We start from the raw sequence: 21,186 nt of genomic DNA, 5'->3' as shown, positions 1-21,186 counted from the left end.
AACCACGGTGACGGACCGGCCAAACGAACACCCTTTGCCCCCAAAGTTGAGGGATGATAACTTTTCGTTATCGAACTTTCACGAATGAGGGGGAAGGAGGTTCGCTCGTGCGAGTCGTCCGGAAAGGAGCCGGGAAAGGGGAGGTGACCTCGATACCCTCCTGGGAATCCGTCTTGCGGGCGGAGGGAGAGGAACGAGAGCGGCTCATAAAGGAGCTGGTGAGGGGGATGAGCGTCCGCCAGAAGGTGAACCAGATGGCCGGACGCATGCGAGCCTGGGAAATGTTGGTATCACTGATCCGTTACAACTTCCGTCCCTTCCGCGCCGGGGAAGACCGTCGGCTGGGCATCCCTCCCCTGCGCTTCACCGACGGGCCGCGGGGTGTGGCCCTCAACCGTTCCACTTGCTTCCCGGTCTCCATGGCCCGCGGGGCCACCTGGGACGTGGACCTGGAGGAGCGGGTGGCCGAGGCCATGGCCGTGGAGGCCCGTTCCCAGGGGGCCGATTTCTTCGGCGGGGTGTGCGTCAACCTGTTGCGTCACCCGGGCTGGGGGCGGGCACAGGAGACGTTCGGCGAGGACCCTTTCCTCCTCGGCGAGATGGGGGCGGCCATGGTCCGCGGCGCCCAGAAGCACCTCATGGCCTGCGTCAAACACTTCGCCTGCAACAGTATCGAGGAATCCCGTTTCTACGTCGACGTGCGCGTCGACGAACGCACCCTGCGGGAGGTCTACCTTCCCCATTTCCGCCGCTGCGTGGAGGAAGGGGCAGCGGCGGTGATGAGCGCCTACAACCGGGTCAACGGCGAGTACTGCGCCCACAACTCCCACCTCCTGCGGGACATCCTGAAAGGGGAGTGGGGTTTCCGCGGCCTGGTCATGTCCGACTTCTTGCTCGGGACGCGGGACACGGTGAAGGCCGCCCTCGGCGGCCTGGACGTGGAGATGCCCCATGCCGTCTTCTTCGGGAGGAGGCTGGTCCGCGCCGTGCGCAGGGGAGCGGTCCCCGAGTCCCTGGTGGACGATGCGGTCACCCGCATCCTGCGCCAGAAGGCCAGGTTCGCGCGCGCGGGCACCGGGGATTACGGACCGCATCGCGTGGCCTGCCGGGAACACGCGGATCTGGCCCTGGAGGCGGCGCGCAAGGGCATCGTGCTCCTGAAGAACGAAGGAGGCCTCCTCCCGCTTGAGCCCGGGAAGATCGGGAAGCTGGCGGTCATCGGGAAGCTGGCCGACCTTCCCAACATAGGGGACCGGGGTTCAAGCCGGGTCCGGCCGCCCTACGTGGTGACCGTCCTGCAGGGGCTTCGCGACCTCGCCGGCCCGAACACGGAGGTGATATACCGCGACGGTTCGGACCCCTTCGAGGCGGCGGAGGCGGCGCGTTCCGCGGACGCCTGCATCGCCGTCGTGGGCCTCACCGGCAGGGACGAGGGGGAGGCCATGCCCGGGCCAGTCAAGCTGGGGGGCGACAGGGAGGACCTCTCGCTGCGGATGCGGGACATCGTTCTTCTGGAAACGATTTCCATGGCCAACCCGCGTTGCGCGGTGGTCCTGGAGGGAGGATCGGCGATCATCACCTCTGGCTGGCGGGAAAGGATCCCCGCCGTCCTCATGGCCTGGTATCCCGGGATGGAAGGCGGGAGGGCGGTGGCCGAGGTCATCTTCGGGCTGGTGAACCCGTCGGGGAAGCTCCCGCTCACCTTCCCGGAGGGAAACGAGCAGTTGCCCCCCTTCGACAAGAAGGCGCGGAGCGTGGAATACGGCTACTACCACGGCTACCGGCTCCTGGACAGGAAGGGCATGCGCCCCGCCTTTCCCTTCGGTTTCGGCCTCTCCTACACCACCTACGAATACCGTTCCCTCCGCCTGAGTGCGGAGGAGATCCCCGCCGACGGGTCGCTCACCGTGGAGGCGGAGGTCTCCAACACCGGTCGGCGCGCCGGGGAGGAGGTGGTGCAGCTCTACGTGGGGTATCCCGCCTCCGCCGTGGACCGGCCGGTCAAGGAGCTCAAGGGCTTTCTCCGCGTTCCGCTGGAGCCCGGGGAGAGCAGGCGCGTGACCTTCACCCTGCGGGCGGAGGACCTCGCTTACTACGACGACCGGGCCGGCAGGTGGGTGGTGGAGCGCACGGACTACGACGTCTACGTGGGGGCCTCCTCGGCCCTCGAGGACCTGCCCCTACGCGGTTCCTTCCGCGTGACATAGCGACCCGCGCGAGTAGAGGGGCGTTCCTCCGGACGCCGGAAGAGCGCTTCCGGCCGGCGCGGGCGACAGGGGATTCCCGTGTAGAGAGGCCCCTTGTGGTATACCGCTCCGCCTTTCTCCAGCACTGGCGACTCGGGGATTTGCGCGTGCAGGTCGTATCCGGGCTTTCCCTTCCCGCCCCGGCGGCCCTATCCCCGGTACATTTCCAGGAATTTCCGGTAAGCTTCCATCACCGCCTCGCGGATGAGGTCTTCCGCCCGCGCCGTATCCCGGCGGGAGAGGTACTCCCGCAGCAGGGCATGGTCCATCTCTCTCTCCGCCCGGGCGCAAGCCTCCCAGCTGAGTATGGAGCGCACCACCCGGTCAAGGGCCCGTTCCCGGTCGTCGTAGGGGCGGGGTTGCATGTCGTGCCCCTTCCAGCGCGCGAAGCCCGCTTCCCGGGCGATGGCGGCCACGGCCAGGTTCATCCCGTTGATGCGCACCCCGTGGTCGACGTCGAACTTCCCCGGACCGCCGAGGACGATGCCGTCGTTCAACCCCTGGCTGTTGACGTGCATGTGCACCAGCATGCCGTTGTCCGCTTCCTCCACCGTGTCGTAGACGTGGTCCAGGCCGATCATCTCCGAGTGGCCGAACTCCTTGTTCACCCCCTTGCGGCGCGGGGATATGCCGTATTCCTCCGCCAGCCTCTTCCAGAAGAGGATGGCGCTGGCCACGGTGGGCAAGAGCATGGCCGGGTGCCCCTCGTTAGGTTTGGGCTCCAAGGCCACGAAGAGCTCCCCGCCCTTCTCCTCCTCGTAGCGGCACAGCGAGGCCACGCTCTCCTTGAGGTTCCGGTACATGTCGGCCACCGCCGGGGAGGCCAGGTCGTACCCCCAGGACCCGTTCCAGAGGACCAGGGTGGGATATTTTTCCGGTTCCGGGTGCCAGGCGGGGCGCAGGGGCCCGTAGGCCAGGTCCACGGCACGCCGGGCGAACTCCTCCGCCTTCCTCCTCTCCTCGGGGTCCAGGGAGGCCACTCCGCCGTAGGCGAAATGCCGGTGGGCGCCGGGGGTTATCAGGGCCAGGTACATGCCGTTCTCCACCAGGGCCTCGGCCACCGCGGAGGCGTTCCCCTCGTCCACCTCGTAGTCGTAGTGGAACTCCATGCCCAGCACGACGTATTCCGGCAGGCGGGGGGCTATCTCGCCGGCCACCAACTCCACCGCCCCCGGTGAGTCCAGGCGCTCCGGGCCCCATTCGGGTATGGAATCCGCGGGGACGAAACCGCCCTTCCCGGCGTGGAAAGTCCAACGGCACACGCTGTGCAAGGAAACCTCTCCCATCTCCTCCTCCCCCATCCTATCCACGAGTCCCTTTCCCATGCCCGGGTCATCCCCTTCTCTCCGGCAACCCGGGGAGCTCTCCGCGAAGGACCTCGCGCCAGCGGGTATAGGCCTCCAGGTAGGCATCCCGTAGGTCCCCATCCACCCGCATCCCGCCTGCCCCGGAGAGACCACGGAAGGCCTCCTCCGCATTCCGGTACATCCCCGCTCCCAGCCCGGCTCCCCTCGCCGCCCCCTGGGCACCATCGGTCTCGTAGATCTCCAGCTCCACGCCGGAGAGGGCGGTGAAGGCCTCCCGGAAGACGGGACTCAGGAACATGTTGGTCCGCCCGGCCCGCACCTTCTCCAGACGAAAACCCATGCCCTCCATGATCTCCAGCCCGTATTTCAGGGCGAAGGCTATCCCCTCCTGGGCGGCGCGCAACACATGCTCCCGGCGGTGCAGGTTGAGGTCCAGGCCGTGCAGCGAGGCCCCGGGGTCGCGGTTTCCGAGGGTGCGCTCTGCGCCGTTCCCGTAAGGGAGGAAGACCAGGCCCTCCGAGCCCACGGGCACTCGCGAGGCCAGCTCGTTCATCACCCGGTAATCCCAGCCTTCCCCGCCCCCCAGGTTCCGCTTCAGCCAGCGGTAGAGGATTCCCGTCCCGTTGACGCAGAGGAGTATCCCGTAACGGTGCCGCTCCGGCGCATGGTTGACGTGGAGGAAGACGTTCACCCGCGATTCCGGGTCATGGAGCCCGCGGTCAGTGACCGCGTAGACCACGCCCGAGGTGCCCGCGGTGGCCGCCGCTTCCCCCGGCTCGAGGACCCTGAGGGAGAAGGCGTTGTTGGGCTGGTCCCCGGCGCGGTAGGACACCGGTATCCCGGGGCGGAGGCCCAGATCCTCCGCCACCTCCCGCCTCAGCTCTCCCTGCACGGAAAAGATGGGCACCAGGGGAGGGAGAAGCCTCACCTCTATACCGATCGCCTCCATAATTTCATAAGCCGGCCTATCTTCCAGAAAATCCCAGAGAATCATCTCCGAGAGCCCGGGGGCCGTGGTGGAGGCCTCCCCGGTCATGCGCGCCGCCAGCCAGTCCCCGGGGAGCATCATCCACCGCGCCCTCCTGCAGGTCTCGGGATCGTTGTCCATCAGCCACCTCATGCGGGAGGCGGTGAAGTTTCCCGGCGCGTTCAGAAGCCGCGCCAGGCACCTCTCCTCGCCCACCTCGCGGAAGGCTCTCTCCCCCACCGGTACCGCCCGGGAGTCACACCAGATTATGGCCGGCCGAAGGGGCACTAGCGACGCGTCGGTGACCACCAGCCCGTGCATCTGGTAGGAGATCCCGATGGCCTCCACCCGGTCCAGGCTGACACCCCCCTCCCGGCCCAGGAGGAGGACGGCTCGCCTCAGATGTTCCCACCACATCAGGGGGTCTTGTTCCGCCCAGCCGGGGCGCGGCGAGGATATGGGCATCTCCTCCCGCGGGGAGGAGGCCGAGGCCACCGCCCTGCCCGTCTGCACGTCGATCAGGGCTGCCTTGATGGAGGAGCTTCCGGCGTCGAGACCTAGAAGATAGGACATGCCTCCCCCGAGAAACGATCTGGATACTTGGGACGATGCGAGCTCGACTCAGGTTAATCATATATCATGAGCGGGACGCGGGTGGAAAGGTGAGCAACTGTCTCTCTCATTCCTGAAGCGATGCCGCCAAAGCTAGAAAACGCCGTTTGTGATGGAAGTTTCTCCTTCCGACCACTGGGAGTACGCGAAGGGATCCAGGCCACCGTGATCACGAGCTCTCGCCGACTTTCATCCAATCATCGAGCCGTTGGAGGTTGGAGCCAGGATTCCGATCGAGGCATGCCTTATGACTTATCTTCTTGGGAGATACACCAGCGTCCTCCAGTCCGTCGGAGACGGGCATGCAGCCTACCTTTCAGGTCATCGTCAAATCGTGGGTCATGGGGTTTCGCGTTCGAGTCGAGGTATGCTTTCCCTGCCTTACCTTCTACGGGAGTCATGGCCGCTGTCTTTTTGCGCCGGAGGTGGGCCTTTTTCCCTGTTTTCGGTTTATCATCAAATCGTGGGTCACGGGGTTTCGCTTTCGAGTCGAGGCATGCTTTCGGTCTCTCGAGGATATACGGATAAGACCATTTGAACCCTCCGAAGGGCAGGCGATCGGAGTGGCGCGGCGATGAAGGAAGAGGAATACGAAAGGCTCTACGGCGTGGAGGACTCCCACTGGTGGTACCTGGGTCACCGAGCCCTCTACGCGCGCCTCCTGGACGCACGCTGCCCCGAGGCGGCGCGGAGGAGGGTGCTGGACGCCGGCTGCGGCACGGGTGGGCTCACCGCCTGGCTGAGGGACCGTTACCACCCCCGTCGCCTGGTGGCTCTGGACGCCTGTGAAGCGGCCCTCCGTCGTTGCGGCCAGAGGGGCCTGGAGGAGCTGCTCTGCTGCTCGGTGGAATACCTCCCTTTCCCGGACGCCTCCTTCGACCTGGTGGTCTCCTTCAACGTCCTCTACCACCGGAGCGTGTCCGATGACCTGGCCGCGTTGCGGGAGATGGCCCGCGTCCTGGCTCCCGGCGGGTACCTGCTGCTCAACCTGCCCGCCCTGCCCATGCTCCGCGGGGGCCACGACCTGGCCGTGGGAGGCGTGCGGCGCTACCGCCGCTCCCAGATTATGGAAATGCTGGATGCCGCGGGTCTGCGGCCGGTGAAGGCCACCTACTTCATGTTCACCTTGCTGCCGCTTCTGGCTGCCCGCCGCCTGCTGACTCGAGGCACGCCGGAGGAGGAAGCGGTCTCCGACCTCCGCCTCCCGCCCCTGCCAATCAACCGCGCCCTAACCCGCCTTCTGGAACTGGAGGCCCGTGTCGCTTCCGGTCCCGGGCTCCCGCTGGGAAGCTCCCTCACCGCGCTGGCCAGCAAACCGTGACCCGCCGGTCGAAGGCCCGCAGAGGCCTTCCCTGCGAGGGCGGGAGGCTCGGCGGTAAAAGAGATGCGAGGCTTTCCCTCACCGGGCGAGCATGCCTCAAACCCTGGCGCAGTCGTGAGCCCTATAGCCATCGCAGCGCCAACGCCCGCCCAACAATCCCACGACCACTCATCCTGGAGGAGCTCATGCGGGGCTTTCTCCGCTTACGGCGCCACGACCCGCGCATCGAGCTCTCGGCCAAAACGATAGAAGTACATGGTATTCGCGATACCTTCTTTCTCGCGACACCAACGCCCGCGCATCGTGTATACAACCCGATCCGTCATGTAGAATGGAAAAAACCTGACGTGCAACCCTGGGCGTCCTCTGCGGAGGCTTCGGGAGACGTGCGGCCTCTCGTTTCCGGACCCGGCGGGCGAAGGCGGCCCCCGGGCGGCACCGGTTCGTGCTCGGGTGCAAAAGCGGCATACCCTCACGCCGGTGAACGGCCGCGCATTCTCGGCCCCCACCGCTCGGGGAACGACGAGCCAGACGTCCGTCGCTGAGTTGACAAGGGAGGAGTAGGAGATGATCCGGGGAAGCAACGCCATCGTCACCGGTTCCTCGCGGGGCATCGGCCGGGCCATAGCCCTGCACCTGGCGCAGCGAGGGGCCAACGTGGTGGTCTGCTGTCAGAGCCGGGTGGACGCCGCCGAGGAGGTCCGCCAGCGGGCGGAGGGCATGGGGGTGCGGGCGCTTGTGGTGCAGTCCGACCTGGCCACCGAGGAGGGCGCCCGCCTGGTGGTGGAACGCTGCGTCGAGGAGCTGGGCGGGGTGGACATCCTGGTGAACAACGCCGGAATGAGCCACCTCTCCCCCATCCAGTCAATGGAAGCGCAGGAGCTGGAGCGGGTGCTGCACGTCAACCTCTTCAGCTACTTCTACATGGCCAAGCACTGCATAGCCGACATGCTGCGCAGGCAGGTCCCAGGCTGCGTGGTGAACATCTCCTCCATCGTGTCCATGATCGGAATGGCCGGCGGCACGGCATATGCCGCCTCCAAAGGAGGGGTGACCGGCTTCACCGTTTGCCTGGCCCGGGAGGTGGCCCGCTACGGTATTCGGGTGAACGCCATAGCTCCCGGCTACATAGAGACGGAGATGATCGGCTGGATGCCCGAGGACTACAAGGCCAAGATCATCCCCCGCATCCCCATGCGCCGCTTCGGCACCGGGGAGGAAGTGGCCAGGGCCGTGTCCTTCCTCGTCGAGGACGCCACCTACATGACCGGGCAGACCCTCATCCTGGACGGCGGCATCATGATCGACTGAAGCGTTCTCGCCCGGGTCACGGGTTGCAGCCGGAGAGGTCACAGCCCATGAGGGCCACCTCGAGGTAGATCTGGAAGAGAGGCGGCTCCAGGTTCACCTGGCAGTCTATGAGGGCGTCGATGACCGCCGGCTTCCCGGACCTCACCGCCTCCTCTAGTGCCGGCCGGATGTCCTTCGGGTCCTCCACCCGTACCCCGAAAGCCCCCATGGCCTCGGCCAGCCTGTCGTACCGCGTCTCACCGAAGTCCACCCCGATGTAACGGCCACCGAAGGCGGCGTGCTGCGCCCCCTTGATCATCCCCCAGGCCCGGTCGTTGCCGATGATGTCCACCACCGGGAGGTTGTAGCGCACGGCCGTCTCCACCTCGTGGTTGTTGAGCATGAAGGCCCCGTCGCCGTGCAGGACGTAAACGGGCCGCTCCGGGCAGGCCAGCTTGGCCCCCAGGGCGAAGGGCAGCCCGGTGCCCAGCATGCCCATGTCCGTGGACCACAGGAAGGAGCGGGGCCGGTACACCCGCACCCCGTTCAACGCCCACAGCCCCATGTTCCCACCGTCCACGGCCACGATGGCCTCCCTCCCAAAGAATTCCACCGCCTCCCGCACTAGGCGTGCGGGGTGGATGGGTTTGGCATCGGAGCGCGACGCCTCTTCCAAGGCGGCCACGGCCTCCTTCTCCGCCTGGCGGTACTGTGTGTTGGTAATCCTTTCCGGGGAAGGACCGGTGGCTTCCCTTACCTTTTCCAACAATTTCCTGAGCACCAGGCGCGCGTCGCCCACCACCGCCACGTCCACTTCCCGGTTGAGGCCGATGACCTGCGGGTCGATGTCCACCTGGATGAACCTCTGGGCCTCCGGGTCGCCCCACAACGGGGGTCTGCCCCAGTATTCCAGCTCGGCCATGGTGCAGCCCACGCAGAGGACCACATCCGCCGTGGACTCGGCGAAGATGGCTCCCGCCCCCTTGGGGAGGAGGAGCAGCGGGTGGTCCTCGGGCAGGATCCCCCGCGTGGAGACGCTGGTGGTCACCGGCATCTGGAGGTATTCCGCCAGCTCGCGCACCTCCTCCCAAGCCCCGGAACGCAGCACGCCTCCCCCGGCGTGCAAGAGCGGTCTCTCCGCCTTCAGCAGCAGCTCCACAGCCCTGTCCATGGCCTCCTCGTCCCCAGACGGCGGGTTGAGCGGGCGGTATCTCTCCGGCGGCGGGAGCTTGACCCCTTCCTCCTCCCTCACCTGGAAGAGGGTGTCCACGCAGATGTCCAGGTGCGCCGGACCCGGCCTCCCCGTGGTGGCGGCGCGGAAGGCCCACTGCACCATCTCCGGTATCCTCTCCCAGCAGTGCACCAGGGCGTTCCACTTGGTGATGGGCTTGAGGAAGTCCACCTGGTTCAGCTGCTGCTGGCTACCTTTGAAGGGGTAGCAGCGGTTGGAGTGCACCTGGGGGGTGATGACCACCATGGGGATGCCGTCGTTGTAGGCCGCGGCCACGCCCGCCGCCAGGTTCAGGGCTCCCGGCCCCACCGTCCCGCAGCACACCCCCACCTCTCCAGTCACCCGGCAGTAGGCGTCGGCCATGGAGGCAGCCGCCGACTCGTGGCGGGTCATGATAAACTCCATGCCCTTCGGCCGCCCCACGCGGTGGATGGCGTCCAGGAAGGTGGTCAGCTGCCCCCCGGGAATGCCGAAGACGTACTTTACCCCCTCCCGCAGGAGGGCTTTCACCAGCAACTCTCCTCCCGTGATACCGGCCATCTCTACCCCCTCCTCATCCCTCTTCCCGTCCCTACGCGCTCGGGAAACGGATGCCGCGGCGCAAGAACCCACACAACCGGAAAGCGGGCAAGTGATACACCCGCTTCCCGTCCACCCGGGAAACGAATGCCGCAACGCAAGAACCCACTCCGCACGCCACCGCTTTCCTTCACCATTCCTCGAGGATCCTCCCGTCGGGCTCCAACCCACCCAAGTCCTCACCGCGCGCCGCCCCATCCCCTTTACCATCCCCGGTGGCTCACGAAACCGACGATGCCGGCCCTCCTGAGACGGGCGGCAAGGCAAATCCGTAAAAAGTCGGTGTCCTTTTTTCGCCGAGGCGGCAACTCCGACTTCCCTTCAACGTTGATCGAAAACGGCATACGGAAGACGATGCCCGTCTTCAGCCGAGATGCAGCCCTGCATGTGATATTCCCTTCAGGAGAAATTATGGCCTCCGGTGACCTCTTTTTAAACACACCGGTGGTGTGGAACGAATGTGAATGTTCTCCATTTGCCCGGGTTCACGGCCTCCAGCGACCTCTCTCAAAACAGCACCATCGCGTCCATCGGGTATGGATATGCTTCATTTTCATGGAATTATGAGCTCCAATGACCCCTCCTCCATGCCGCTTCCCGGCCCGAGAAAGGCCGGGCAAGACCAACCGAAGCGCCCATCGTTCCCGAAGATGCCTGGCGCACCGCAAGCCCTCACGATGACGTCCGGAACATCCGGCTCAGTCAAAAGGTGGACACGGACGCGCATTACCGTGCATGTCAGTTGTTCGTAAGCCGGCCAGCGTCAGGACCATCTCCAGGAAAAGGGCGATTGACATGTATCGCCAAGGGCAAGAAACCGCTACGTCTCAGCGGGCGCCTCACGGGCTGGAAGGAACCAAGGAAGAAAACATGTGGAGAAAAGGATGACCTTTTGCCTGGCTTGCCTTCTCTCCTCCCGGAGGTGGAAAATACATTTATTCTTAGGAAGTCGGCGAGCGGAACGGTTTAGGCCTTGATCCGCACCCCTTCCTATTCCGGTCGGCGATGGGCGAAACCGTGCGGTGATGTGATGGACGACGGCCGTCGCTCCGCTTCCTCTCCCGGGGCTCTTATCTGCGGCGGCCGCTCGGACGGCGGGAGGTCAGGTCATGGAAGAAGGGGTCAGGACGCTGCGCGTGGGCGCGGTGCAGATGGAATCGGCCAACGGGGACATCGAGGGAAACCTGGAGCGGGCCACCCGATTCGTGGAGGAGGCGGTGGAATGCGGAGCGCGGCTGGTGGTCCTCCCCGAGTTCATGCCCACCGGGTATATCTTCTCCAAAGAGATATGGGACGCCGCGGAGCCGCGTGAAGGGCCCACCATGCGCTGGCTGCGCGAGACCTCGCGAAGGCTGGGCGTGTGGCTGGGGACCAGCTACCTGGAGGCGGAGGGCGAGGACTTCTACAACAGCTTCGTGATCACCGGCCCAGACGGCGGTGAGGCGGGCCGTGTGCGCAAGCAGACCCCGGCCTTCGCCGAGGCCTTCTTCACCCGCGGTGAGGGAGGCCCGCACCTCATCGAGACCGCGCTGGGGCGCATCGGCGTGGGCATCTGTTACGAGAACCAGCTGGCCTATCTCCCCTGCCTCATGGGCTCCGGCCGGGTGGACCTCCTCCTCATGCCCCATTCCGCCCCCTCCCCTATGCCCAATCCACTCTTCCCGCGTCGGGCGGTGGAGGAGTACAACCGCCGACTGAGGGAGCTGGCGCCACATTACGCGCGCCTCCTGGGCATCCCGGCGGTGATGGTCAACAAGTGCGGGCCCTGGGTCTCTCCCATACCGGGGTTGCCCTTCCTCACCCAGAGGTCCTCCTTTCCTGGGTTCACCTGCATCGCGGACTCCGACGGCACCGTCCTCGCTCAACTGGAGGGAGACGAGGGAGTCGTCGTCGAGGAGGTCCGGCTTGACCCCACCCGTCGCAAGGGCGAGGTCCCGCCGCCCCGCGGGCGCTGGGCCTTCCGGGTCCCCTGGGTCATGAACCAGTTCCGCCTCATCGAGGCCGCCGGAAAGACCTACTACCGCCTCAGCCACGAGCGACGCCGCCGCGCCCGCCGCGTGTCGAGCACGAGGGTGGAGGAAACCCATGCCCCGGAAAGGCCTGTGCATCCCCCACGGAAGCGCCGGAATCGTGGGGGATAAGGCCGGTCACCCGGATGCCTGCCCGCGACCCTAAAAATATAAGGCCCCTACGGGGCCTTGGACTTGGTAGCGCATGCGGGATTCGAACCCGCGATCTCCGCCTTGAGAGGGCGGCGTCCTAGGCCAACTAGACTAATGCGCCACGCATTCCATATTCGGTTCTGGCTGGGGGAGAAGGATTCGAACCCTCACAACGAGATCCAGAGTCTCGCGTCCTACCATTAGACGATCCCCCAAGGGAACTCCGGTGCATATGATAGCACAAGGCCTTTTCCCGCTCAACATCAGACGTTGAGCGAACCGATACCGGGCGAGGGTGCCCGCGGCGGAAGATTCCGACGCCATCCCGGTCAGTTCTGGATGTCCTCCACGAAGGCGAAGTGGATGCCCTCCTCCCGGAGCTCCCTTATCATCTCGCCCACCACGGAGGGCGTGTTGGGGCGGTGGAAGTGGCATATACCTACGGCCGTGCCCTCTTGCCGCGCTATCCTCGCCATTCGGCGCATGGCCTCCCTTATGTATTCCGGCTCGTTCTGGTGGTCGATGAATACCTGGCTGCGCCTCCTGGGAAACCCCAGCTCCTGCGCCGCTCTGGTGACCTGGCTGCGCGTGGAGCTGTCGCTGTCCACCACGTAAAGGCCGCGTTCCCGCGCCCACTCGCACATGAGGTACATCAGCGGGTAGTCGTTGCAACCCCGCCCTCCCTGGTGGTTGTTTATCCCCTTTGCATGGGGCACCGTGGCCAGGTCTCCGTCCAGCGTGGCGAACACCGCCTCCCGGCTCATGCCCACCGAGAGCTGTCCGGCCCCGGAATAGGAATGCGGCGGATCGTTCTCCGTTGGGATGTGCATCATGATGCGGTACCCGGCGTAATACAGCCTGTCGGCCGTGGAGGCTGAATCCCGGCAGTGCGGCAGGACGGCGAAGGTGAGGGGGGCGTCCACCGCCAGCCACCGCTCCAGGTTTCCCACGTCGGCCCCGGTGTCGTCCACCACAATGGCCACCGCCGGGGGCTCGGCGATGGAGGCCTTCTCCTCCCTGGCCGGTTCGCGAGCCTGCCCGCTTTCCCCCGTGCCCCCTTCCTCCTGTTCCGGACGGTACTCGCCGGCCGTCACCGGAGAGGTCACCGCGGCGCCTTGCTCCGCCCCACCGGCCGCCTCCTCCCCGCTGTCCCGGCCGAAGAAGACGCTCCTGCACGGCCCCCAGGGAGAGAATAGAAAGCCCACCAGGAGCAGCGCGAGGGATCCCGCGGCGATGCAGGTCCACCTCAACCTTCTCAAACGGCGCATGCGCCTGCGGCGGGCCATGACCCGCCGCATGTCCACGCGGAACTCCCTGTCCTCCAAACGTATCGCCTTCCCTCAGCGCGCAGCCGACGGACTGCCAGATTCGTTCTAATAAAGTATACAGCAGCGTCACGGCAGCGGACCCGCCGTCGATCGGCCAATGTCCCGCGGGCGGCTCGAACACGGGTCAAAGGCAGGGAAGGTATCGCCGGTAACGCCTCCCACCTCCACCAGCCGTTACCATAAACCTCGTCGCTTCGGCGGAGGGCCGTACATGGAAGGTGCGGGAGCGGCACACACTCAGGGCCTCGAAGTTCGGCGAGACCACAAGGCTTTCCTTCCCGACCTCTTGAGCGGGCATCCATGCGCGCGCTCTTTCTTCCGAACGGCAGAAGCAAGGCTTCCAATTTCGCCCCTCGGCGGTTGGAAATACCTTTGGAAACTTCTGGTATCGCTTATTGCGTGAAGAACGTCATCGGAGGCCACACACCGGCAGCCGCCGCCAACGGCAGACTCTGAACGCCTTCCGCCTTACGACAAGCGCCGCGGGAACCGAGGAGGGATAACACGAAGGCCATCGACCGATCCCAGGCCCTCACCCTCATGCCCCCGACGGTCTCGCCATCTGCGGCTGCTTTGGTGAAACGGCCGGCGAAAAACCCGTTCCCGCCTTACTGAACCCTCACCACGGCGCGGCCCTGGGATTTCTTGTCCAGGAGTAGCCGGAACCTCTCCTCCACCTGTTCCAGGGTTATCTCGGTGGCGAAATCCTCCAGGTTGTCCGGCTTCCACTCCCCTGCCATCTTCTCCCAGACCTGGAGGCGGAGGTCCATGGGGCACTCCACGGAGTCGATGCCGATGAGGGTCACGCCACGCAGGATGAAGGGATACACGTTGAGGTTCAGCTCGTGCCCGCCGGTGTTCCCGCAGGTGGTCACCACCCCCAGGTAGGCGGCCTGCTTCACCACCGTGGCCAGGACGTTACCCCCTACGGTGTCAACGGCGCCGGGCCAGATCCCCTTGAGGAGGAGTTTCCCCGAGGTGTCGTTGACCTCCGAGGCGGGGATGACCCGCGAGGCGCCCAGCGACTTGAGCTTCTCCTCCACGCGGGGATATTCGGACTCCTCCACCAGCCCGGCGGCGGCCACCACCCGGTAGCCCAGCTTGGCCAGGAAACGCAGGGCCAAGCTTCCTACTCCCCCGCTGGCCCCGGTAACCAGCACCTCCCCGGCGTCCGGCCTGACCCCCGCCCCGGTGAGCTTGTAGACGGAGAGGGCGGCGGTGAAACCCGCCGTGCCGTAGATCATGGACTCCTTCAAGGAAAGACCCGCCGGCAGCCTCACCACCCAGGAGGCGGGGACGCGGATGTACTCGGCCATCCCTCCCGAGGTGTTCATCCCCAGGTCGTACCCGGTGACCAGCACCTCCTCGCCGGGTTTGAAGTCTGCGCTGGAACTCTCCTCCACCACCCCGGCGGCGTCGATGCCCGGGGTGTGCGGGTAATTTTTGGTGACCCCGCGGTTGCCGATGGCCGACAGGGCGTCCTTGTAGTTCACCGAGGTGTAATGCACCCGTATGAGCACCTCTCCCGGAGGCAGCTCGTCGGTGTCCCTTGTCTCTATGCTGCGGGTGAAGGTGCCGTCCTCCCGCTCGCGCACCACTATGGCCCGGAAAGTCTTGCCCATATCCGTCCTCCTCCATCCCTCGGCATCTTCCGACACAAGCTTGCCTTACGGAAAATCGCTGCCGCTCTTCTGAGGCGACACAAGCCATCCTCAAGGCGCCCGCCATGGGCCGCATGCCCCATCCACCAGCCGGCGCATTTTCATTATCCCTGTTGCGGGACGCAGGGTCAAAAGGGGCTTTCCGTTATGGTCACCGGCTCCCGAAGAAACACGGAACAATAGGACGCGGCGCGAAAAAAGCGCAGAGGCACCAACCACGGTAGGTATGAGCGACGGCAGGGCGTCGTCGAAACCGCAAAAACGTCGAGGGCCGGCCGCCTTACGCAGACGATAACGCCGCATCGCGGATCGGCTATCCCCGAAAAAGCCGTCTGCTTGAGGAAAGTCTCACCGCTTTCAAAAGGCTCTTGAACTGCAGAGAAAGGAACTGAGCCGTGGATCGGACGCCTGAAGCTCATCCGCCAGTAAAGGCGGTCCCTTGCCCCCGATTCGGGGCCTCCGCTGATCCGACCCCTTGAAACGAACTATAAAGGCCGTGGTACCGCGGGGACCCCGGCCTGCTTTCCGGGATGCCCTTCGCCTTCCCCTTGAATAGGCATCGAACGGAGAGGTCCGTCTTGAAGGCTCCCACCCCGATCCGGGCACCAGCTCGTTTTCCCCCGATGGCCAACGCCTCAAAGATCACAGTTCCTCGAGGCGGTTGATGGACGGGAGCCTCACCTTGACGCCGGGGTGCCTCCTCCCGATCTCCCGAAGGAAGGGCTCCAGGTCAATATATTGGCTCAACGGCGGGTAGAAGTCATCGTGGTGGTGGGGGATGACCGTTCCCGGGCGCACGCGGGCCACTAGGTCGGCAGCCACGGCGCAGATGTCCGTCCTCCCCTGCACCGGCACCAGGAAGGCGTCCACCCGCCGGTCGGGGACCCAGCGCATGCAGGCGCTCCCCAGGTGGAGCAAGGTCTTTCCCTCCACCTCCACGAGCCAACCCAGTACCTCGCCTGTGGGATAGCGGGAGGTGCCTAGGCGCGCCAGGTCGGCCAGCACGCCGCGGCAACGCCAGAGTGTGGCGAGGACTAGATGGGCATCGAAGGTCACATGGCAGGCGGGGACCGCGGTGACCCGGAAGGGACCCACCTCCGCGGCCTCGCCCGGCCACCTGGGACGCAGCCGGGTCCAGGCCACGCCCCTGAGGGCCAAGGAAGCGCACACCGTGGGCGAGGCATAGACGACCGCTCTGGAATTCTCTACCAACTGAGGAACGTCGAAGGTGTGGTCGAAGTGGCCGTGGGTGAGGAACACGGCCTCGGCGTGCCCGAGGTCTCGGGCCTTTAGGGGCTGGGCGGGGCGCGCTCCGGGATTGCGGGTCATATAGGGGTCCAGGAGGATGCTTGTCCTCCCGCTTACCAGCTCGAAGCCCGCCGTTCCCAGCCAACGGTAACGCAAGCCGCACCCCCTGACGTCCCGTTCCCCCTGTCCGATGCGGGTAATCGCCATCCCGCCCGTTCCCGACGGGCATCAGCGAACCCTGGAGCCCCGCCTTTCGCTCCCCTCCAGGGCTCGGGCGATGCGCTGCAGGCACCTCTCCCGCCCCAGGAGCTCCATGGACTCGAAGAGGGGCGGGCTGACCTTGCTCCCGGTGACCGCCACCCGGATGGGCTGGAAGGCCTTTCGGGGCTTGAGTCCCATCCCCTCAACCATGGCCCGCAGCGCGGATTCGATGCTCTCGGCATCGAACCTCTCCAGCTCCAGCAGGCGCTTTCCCGCCTCGCGAAGCACGGCGCGGTTCTCGTCACCTTCCAGAAATTCCCTGGAATCCTCCGCCGTCTCCACCTCCCGGAAGAGAAAGGCCAGGAGGGGCACGGCGTCGGCGAGCACCTTTATCCTCTCCCGGATGAGGGGGACGGCGCGGCGCAGCCTCTCCATCCCCTCCCCGTCTCCCTCGGCCAGCAGCCCCTCACGGACCAGGAAAGGCCGGATGGCCTCCGCCAGCCCTTCCTCGTCCATGGCCATGATGTACTGCGCGTTCATCCAGTAGAGCTTGTCCGTGTCCCACACCGCGGGCTTGGAGGACACCCTCTCCAGGCCGAAGTTGGCCACCAGGGTCTCCCGGTCCATGATGGTGGTGGAGTCGTCCAGCGACCAACCCAGGAGGGCCAGGAAGTTGATCATCGCCTCGGGCAGGAAGCCCGCCTCCCGGTAGTACCCCACGGCCACGTCCCCGTGCCGCTTGGAGAGCGGCTTCCCGTCCGTACCCACGATCATGGGGAGGTGGGCGAAGGCCGGGGGTTCCTTCCCCAGGGCATGGTAGATGAGGAGCTGCTTGGGGGTGTTGGAGAGGTGGTCGTCGCCCCGTACCACGTGGGTGATGCGCATGTCGATGTCGTCCACCACCACCGCCAGGTTGTAGGTGGGAGTCCCGTCGTTGCGCAGGAGGACGAAGTCCTCGATCTCCCGGTTGCGGAAGACCACCTCGCCCCGGATGAGGTCCCGCACCGCCGTCTCTCCCTCCTCCGGGACCCGGAAGCGCAGGGCGTAGGGACGCCCCTCCTCCTCCAGGCGCTGCGCCTCGCCCTCGGGTATGGAGCGGCAGCGGCGGTCGTACATGGGATTGCGGCCTTCCCGGAGTGCCGCCTCCCTTCTCTCCTTCAGTTCCTCCGGGGAGCAGAAGCAGCGGTAGGCATGTCCCTCCCGCAGCAGCCGGAGGGCCGCCTCGTGGTAGAGGGCGTAGCGTCCCGTCTGCCGGTAAGGCCAGTGCTCACCGCCCGCGTCCGGCCCCTCGTCCCAGTCCAGCCCCAGCCAGCGCAGGTCGGTCATGATGGCCTCGATGGCCTCCTCCGTGGAGCGCGAGAGGTCGGTGTCCTCGATGCGCAGGATGAAGGAGCCCCCGGACTGGCGGGCGAGCAGCCAGTTGTAGAGAGCCGTGCGGGCCCCTCCAACGTGCAGGTAACCGGTAGGGCTGGGCGCGAAACGCAGGCGCAAGCCTCCTCCACCTCCCGTCACGGGACAGTCCAACTCATCGCATCGGCAACGGGATTTATGATACCACAGGCGGGGTCGCCGTTACGGAGAGAAAGAAGGTGGTCCACAGCGAGGATTTGAAGGCCTGCACCACGGCCTGCCCCAGAACGAGGGCCACAGCCAGCAGTCCGTAAAGTGGCACCCGGACCAGCCAGGCCAGGGCCGGAGGCCGAAGAGTCTCCGCCGCTCGCCCCGCGGTCCAGGCCAGGAAGAAGGAAAGGGGCCATGCCAGGGCCAGGAAGGCGGCGTCCGCGGACAGGGCCTGGAGCCAGACCTGAAGGCAACCTTCCGTCCTTCCCAGGAAAAGGGAAAGGCCTTCCCGCCAGCCCTCCGGTACGCTCTTGCCATTTATTACCACTTGGCGGGCGGCCAGGTACGCGGGGATGCCCAGTAGCACGTACACCGCCAGGAGGAGCAGGAACCAGAGCAGGAGGGCCAGGAGGTAGGGGGCTATGAAGCGAAGGTGCGGATCCCACCTGCCCCAGAGGAGGACCATGAGGGAGGCCAGGGTGACGACCGCGACCCTCGCCGCGTCCCAGGGCAGGAGGGCGAGAGCCAGCCGGAAACAGCGTCCCCCGCCTTGCCGCAATGCCTCCCGAAAGGCGAGAACCGTGCCCTCCTCCGGGACGGTCGCTCCCCCCTCTCCCCTGAGAGCCGGGGCGGGGACCTTCCCTTGTCCGCGCCGCGGGAAGGCCACCTGGGACACCAGGACCGTTTCCCCCAGGTAACCCATCGCCCGCAGGAGGAGGAAGACGCCCAGGCCCGTCAGCACCAGGAGCGCCGTGTCCTGGAAGCCCTTCCCCGCCCCAACCCGCACCCGTTCGGCGACCCGCTCGCCGACCCACTGCGGACCCCAGCCGAAGAGGACGCGCCAGCATTCGGAAAGCCCCACGGAGACGAGAAGCGCCGCCGCCCAGAGGCGCCTCTCATGCAGGGCCAAGCGCCCGGCGGTCCTCCAGAGCTCCCCCTTCCCCTTATGAGGGTGGGCCTCCACGGGGTCGTTCTCCGTCGGGGGAGACCTGTAGGGCCCCCTTTCCATCATTTCGCTGCTCCCCCCTCTGCGCTCCCTTCAAGCCAGGACCTCGTCCGAATCATGTTTCCCGCGCACAACCTTTCCGATCTCCTTGGGCAAACCATGCGGCCGCATGGCTTCGTCTGGTGCCGAGGCTTCCGCGCTTGACGTCCGCCCCACTGCATAACCCGGACGCACTCCTCGCCCGCGGGAGCGGGACGCCGCTCGTGGTGACGCCCACGCCGCGCCCTCGGTGCGCGTCACCGCCCCGCTCGCCCACCTCTTCCGCGCCAAACCGGATTCCTCCGCGAGAAGGACACCTGTTATCGGTCTACGGTCATTATCGGTAGATGGGCGGTCTATGCGTATTGTCGGTCGGGGGTATCGACCGGACGCCTCGACAGCGGACGTTCTTCCCGACAGCGGGAAGAGACCGTTGACCTCAAGGATTTGGTCGAACCGGCCTTCAAAGGGACTCCGGACGGTCCTTCTTTTCGGGCTTCCGGGCCATGAGCTCCCCGAACCTCTTATCCACCGCGAGGAGCATGTCCGCCTCCCTGCGCGTGACGGCGGCCAACTTCGCGCAGATCGCGGGGAAAAGGACCATCATCACGAACATGGGCGCCATCGCCCACACCATCCTCGGGCGCAGGGGATGCGGGCTCACCACCTCCCGTACCCCTTCGTAGAAGCTCTCCTCGTCACGCGCGGCAAGCGCTTCCCGCATGGCCTCGATCCTGCTCTCCCCCTTCCGGGCGTTCCGGTAAAAAAGGCCTGCCGCGGACAGGAACACCGACCAGTTAACGACATCCAGGATGACGAGCTTCCACCCCGTGCTCACAGCCCTCTCTCCCGCCCCCTCAGGCATCATCCCTGTCATCCCTGTACCGTCCCGGAGCCTCCCAGAAGCGGAAAGACGTGCCTGTCGATCTCCCTCATCATCTCCAGGTGTTTTTCGTTCCAGGGATAGACTATCCGGCTTATGAAAAACCACAGGTATGAGATGGTAAAAGCGGAGAAGACGAGCACCACCGACAATCTGGTTAAGGAAAAGGCCCTGACGAGTGAGGGAAGAAAAATCAGAGGGAAGGTCATGAGCGTTATGGGTATGATCCTCCGGGATATACTGACCCTCTTCTCCATCAGTGGAAGGTAGTGGTAATGGAGCAGCCTTGCGCACTCCTCGCCGGACAGACCGTCGACCCCCTTCCCGGCGAAAGGCCCCCTCTCCGCCCTTCTCAAGGGGGCGATCATCTCCCTGACGGCGGCGAGGCATTCCTCCTCATCCCGGGATTCCATAATCTTCATGTACTGCTGTTGTTTTCTCTTCGCCTCTCCCTTGAGGGCGAAATAGAGGCCCACCGGGAAAAGCAGGATGACCACGGCATACATCAGGAACACCCAGTATCCCATGACCTTGCCCCCTCTCGACCTTTTTCCATTTTTCGGCAGCAAAGGCGACGGGCTTGATAAGGAATGGCCTGAGAGGCATGGCGGTGATCCGGACAACGGCCCGGGCTTTCGTGAGTCGCGATAAGGATTCAGCGCTACGGGGCGACCACCGTGTTGCGCAGGGTGCCCACGCCCTCGATGACCACCTCCACGACGTCCCCGGGGCGCATCTCCCCCACCCCGGACGGCGTGCCGGTCATAATCACGTCTCCCGGGTAGAGGGTCATGACGCGGGATGTGAAGCTGAGGAGTTCCGCCGGGGAGAAGATCATGTTGGAGGCCGGCGAGGACTGGCGCAACTCCCCGTTGAGGCGCAGCTCCACGGTGAGCCCCAGGGGATCCACCTCCGTCTCGATGAAGGGCCCAAGGGGGCAGAAGGTGTCGAAGCTCTTGGCCCGCGTCCACTGCCCGTCTCTGGCTTGCAGGTCACGCGCCGTGACGTCGTTGCCGCAGGTGTAGCCCAGAATGCAGGAGGCAGCCTCTTCCACGCTCACCTCCCGGCATTCCCTGCCGACCACCAGAGCCAGTTCGGCCTCGTAGTCCACCCTCCCGCTCATGGAGGGATAGACTATCTCCCCCCCGTGGGGCAGGAGGGAGGAGGGCGGTTTCATGAAGAGCACCGGCTCCTCCGGGGTGGGCAGGCCGAATTCCGCGGCGTGGTCCCGATAGTTGAGACCCACGGCGATGATCTTCTGGGGGAAGACGGGCGTGAGGAGCTCCACTTCCTCCAGGCGATACGTGCTACCCGTTTTTTTCATCTCCGTGAAGGGGGTGCGCTCAAGCTCGTAGAGGAGGCCGTCCTCCAGGATACCGAAACGGATGTGCCCTTTATATGAATACCTGGCGATCTTCATCTGCGGGTGTTCCCCCTTTTCCGTCCACAACCTCACGATGTCGCCTCTCCGGTGAAGGGGGTGCGCTCCAGCTCGTGGAGGAGGCCGTCCTCCAGGATACCGAAACGGATGTGCCCTTTATATGAATACCTGGCGATCTTCATGTGGGGGTGTTCCTCCTTTCCCGTCCTCAACCGACCTCTCTC

At 65.6% G+C, this 21,186-nt stretch carries 16 protein-coding genes and 2 tRNA genes; 4 read left to right on the top strand and 14 right to left on the bottom strand.

Annotated features, from left to right (window positions below; all coding sequences use genetic code 11):
- Positions 1-107 precede the first annotated feature (107 nt).
- Entirely contained in the window at positions 108-2,207 is a 2,100-nt protein-coding gene (locus H7007_RS07425) for a glycoside hydrolase family 3 C-terminal domain-containing protein (protein WP_287154368.1), read from the top strand.
- Positions 2,208-2,395: 188 nt separating this feature from the next.
- On the opposite strand, the gene H7007_RS07420 is transcribed toward H7007_RS07425, so the two are convergent.
- Complete coding sequence (locus H7007_RS07420) at positions 2,396-3,571, bottom strand: apurinic/apyrimidinic endonuclease family protein (RefSeq protein ID WP_287154366.1); 1,176 nt, start codon at positions 3,569-3,571, stop codon at positions 2,396-2,398.
- A 7-nt stretch (positions 3,572-3,578) separates the two neighbouring features.
- Positions 3,579-5,093 (bottom strand): xylulokinase, encoded by a 1,515-nt coding sequence (locus H7007_RS07415; protein WP_287154364.1) that lies wholly within the window; start codon positions 5,091-5,093, stop codon positions 3,579-3,581.
- A 613-nt stretch (positions 5,094-5,706) separates the two neighbouring features.
- Here H7007_RS07415 and H7007_RS07410 point away from each other — a divergent pair.
- Positions 5,707-6,453 carry a class I SAM-dependent methyltransferase gene (locus H7007_RS07410; RefSeq protein WP_287154362.1) on the top strand — a complete coding sequence of 249 codons (747 nt, stop codon included), beginning with the start codon at positions 5,707-5,709 and terminating at the stop codon, positions 6,451-6,453.
- A 567-nt stretch (positions 6,454-7,020) separates the two neighbouring features.
- Positions 7,021-7,764, top strand: a complete 744-nt coding sequence (locus H7007_RS07405; protein WP_287154360.1) for an SDR family NAD(P)-dependent oxidoreductase — start codon at positions 7,021-7,023, stop codon at positions 7,762-7,764.
- 16 nt (positions 7,765-7,780) lie between these two features.
- On the opposite strand, the gene H7007_RS07400 is transcribed toward H7007_RS07405, so the two are convergent.
- The gene (locus tag H7007_RS07400) at positions 7,781-9,514 is read right to left on the bottom strand and encodes a thiamine pyrophosphate-binding protein (protein WP_287154358.1); all 1,734 of its coding nucleotides are present in this window, start codon (positions 9,512-9,514) and stop codon (positions 7,781-7,783) included.
- Between the two features lie 1,148 nt (positions 9,515-10,662).
- On the opposite strand from H7007_RS07400, the gene H7007_RS07395 reads away from it, so the two are divergent.
- On the top strand, positions 10,663-11,694 hold the full coding sequence (locus H7007_RS07395) for a carbon-nitrogen hydrolase family protein (RefSeq protein WP_287154356.1): 1,032 nt from the start codon (positions 10,663-10,665) through the stop codon (positions 11,692-11,694).
- Positions 11,695-11,758: 64 nt separating this feature from the next.
- Here H7007_RS07395 and H7007_RS07390 read toward each other — a convergent pair.
- The 11 genes from H7007_RS07390 to H7007_RS13710 form a co-directional block, all read right to left on the bottom strand.
- Positions 11,759-11,836 (bottom strand) — tRNA-Glu (locus H7007_RS07390).
- 20 nt (positions 11,837-11,856) lie between these two features.
- A tRNA-Gln gene (locus H7007_RS07385) sits at positions 11,857-11,930 on the bottom strand.
- 114 nt (positions 11,931-12,044) lie between these two features.
- Positions 12,045-13,040 (bottom strand): divergent polysaccharide deacetylase family protein, encoded by a 996-nt coding sequence (locus tag H7007_RS07380; RefSeq protein ID WP_287154354.1) that lies wholly within the window; start codon positions 13,038-13,040, stop codon positions 12,045-12,047.
- A 611-nt stretch (positions 13,041-13,651) separates the two neighbouring features.
- The gene (locus tag H7007_RS07375; protein ID WP_287154352.1) at positions 13,652-14,665 is read right to left on the bottom strand and encodes a YhdH/YhfP family quinone oxidoreductase; all 1,014 of its coding nucleotides are present in this window, start codon (positions 14,663-14,665) and stop codon (positions 13,652-13,654) included.
- A gap of 681 nt (positions 14,666-15,346) precedes the next feature.
- On the bottom strand, positions 15,347-16,159 hold the full coding sequence (locus H7007_RS07370; RefSeq protein WP_287154350.1) for an MBL fold metallo-hydrolase: 813 nt from the start codon (positions 16,157-16,159) through the stop codon (positions 15,347-15,349).
- A 21-nt stretch (positions 16,160-16,180) separates the two neighbouring features.
- Entirely contained in the window at positions 16,181-17,644 is a 1,464-nt protein-coding gene (gltX, locus tag H7007_RS07365; RefSeq protein ID WP_287154348.1) for a glutamate--tRNA ligase, read from the bottom strand.
- Between the two features lie 55 nt (positions 17,645-17,699).
- Positions 17,700-18,725: a hypothetical protein gene (locus tag H7007_RS07360; protein ID WP_287154346.1), complete on the bottom strand. Its 1,026-nt coding sequence runs from the start codon at positions 18,723-18,725 to the stop codon at positions 17,700-17,702.
- Positions 18,726-19,161: 436 nt separating this feature from the next.
- Positions 19,162-19,566, bottom strand: a complete 405-nt coding sequence (locus tag H7007_RS07355; RefSeq protein WP_287154344.1) for a hypothetical protein — start codon at positions 19,564-19,566, stop codon at positions 19,162-19,164.
- Positions 19,567-19,571: 5 nt separating this feature from the next.
- Positions 19,572-20,108, bottom strand: coding sequence for a hypothetical protein (locus H7007_RS07350; RefSeq protein ID WP_287154342.1), 537 nt, complete (start codon positions 20,106-20,108; stop codon positions 19,572-19,574).
- A gap of 134 nt (positions 20,109-20,242) precedes the next feature.
- Positions 20,243-21,001 carry a fumarylacetoacetate hydrolase family protein gene (locus H7007_RS07345; protein ID WP_287154340.1) on the bottom strand — a complete coding sequence of 253 codons (759 nt, stop codon included), beginning with the start codon at positions 20,999-21,001 and terminating at the stop codon, positions 20,243-20,245.
- Positions 21,002-21,033: 32 nt separating this feature from the next.
- The gene (locus tag H7007_RS13710) at positions 21,034-21,144 is read right to left on the bottom strand and encodes a DUF2437 domain-containing protein (RefSeq protein WP_350340631.1); all 111 of its coding nucleotides are present in this window, start codon (positions 21,142-21,144) and stop codon (positions 21,034-21,036) included.
- Between the last annotated feature and the right edge of the window lie 42 nt (positions 21,145-21,186).

It is taken from the genome of Candidatus Solincola tengchongensis (assembly GCF_015711935.1).
GTDB lineage: Bacteria > Actinomycetota > Geothermincolia > Geothermincolales > RBG-13-55-18 > Solincola_A > Solincola_A tengchongensis.
The sequence above is the reverse complement of the archived record's forward strand: the minus strand, read 5'-3'. Positions and strand labels throughout refer to the sequence as shown.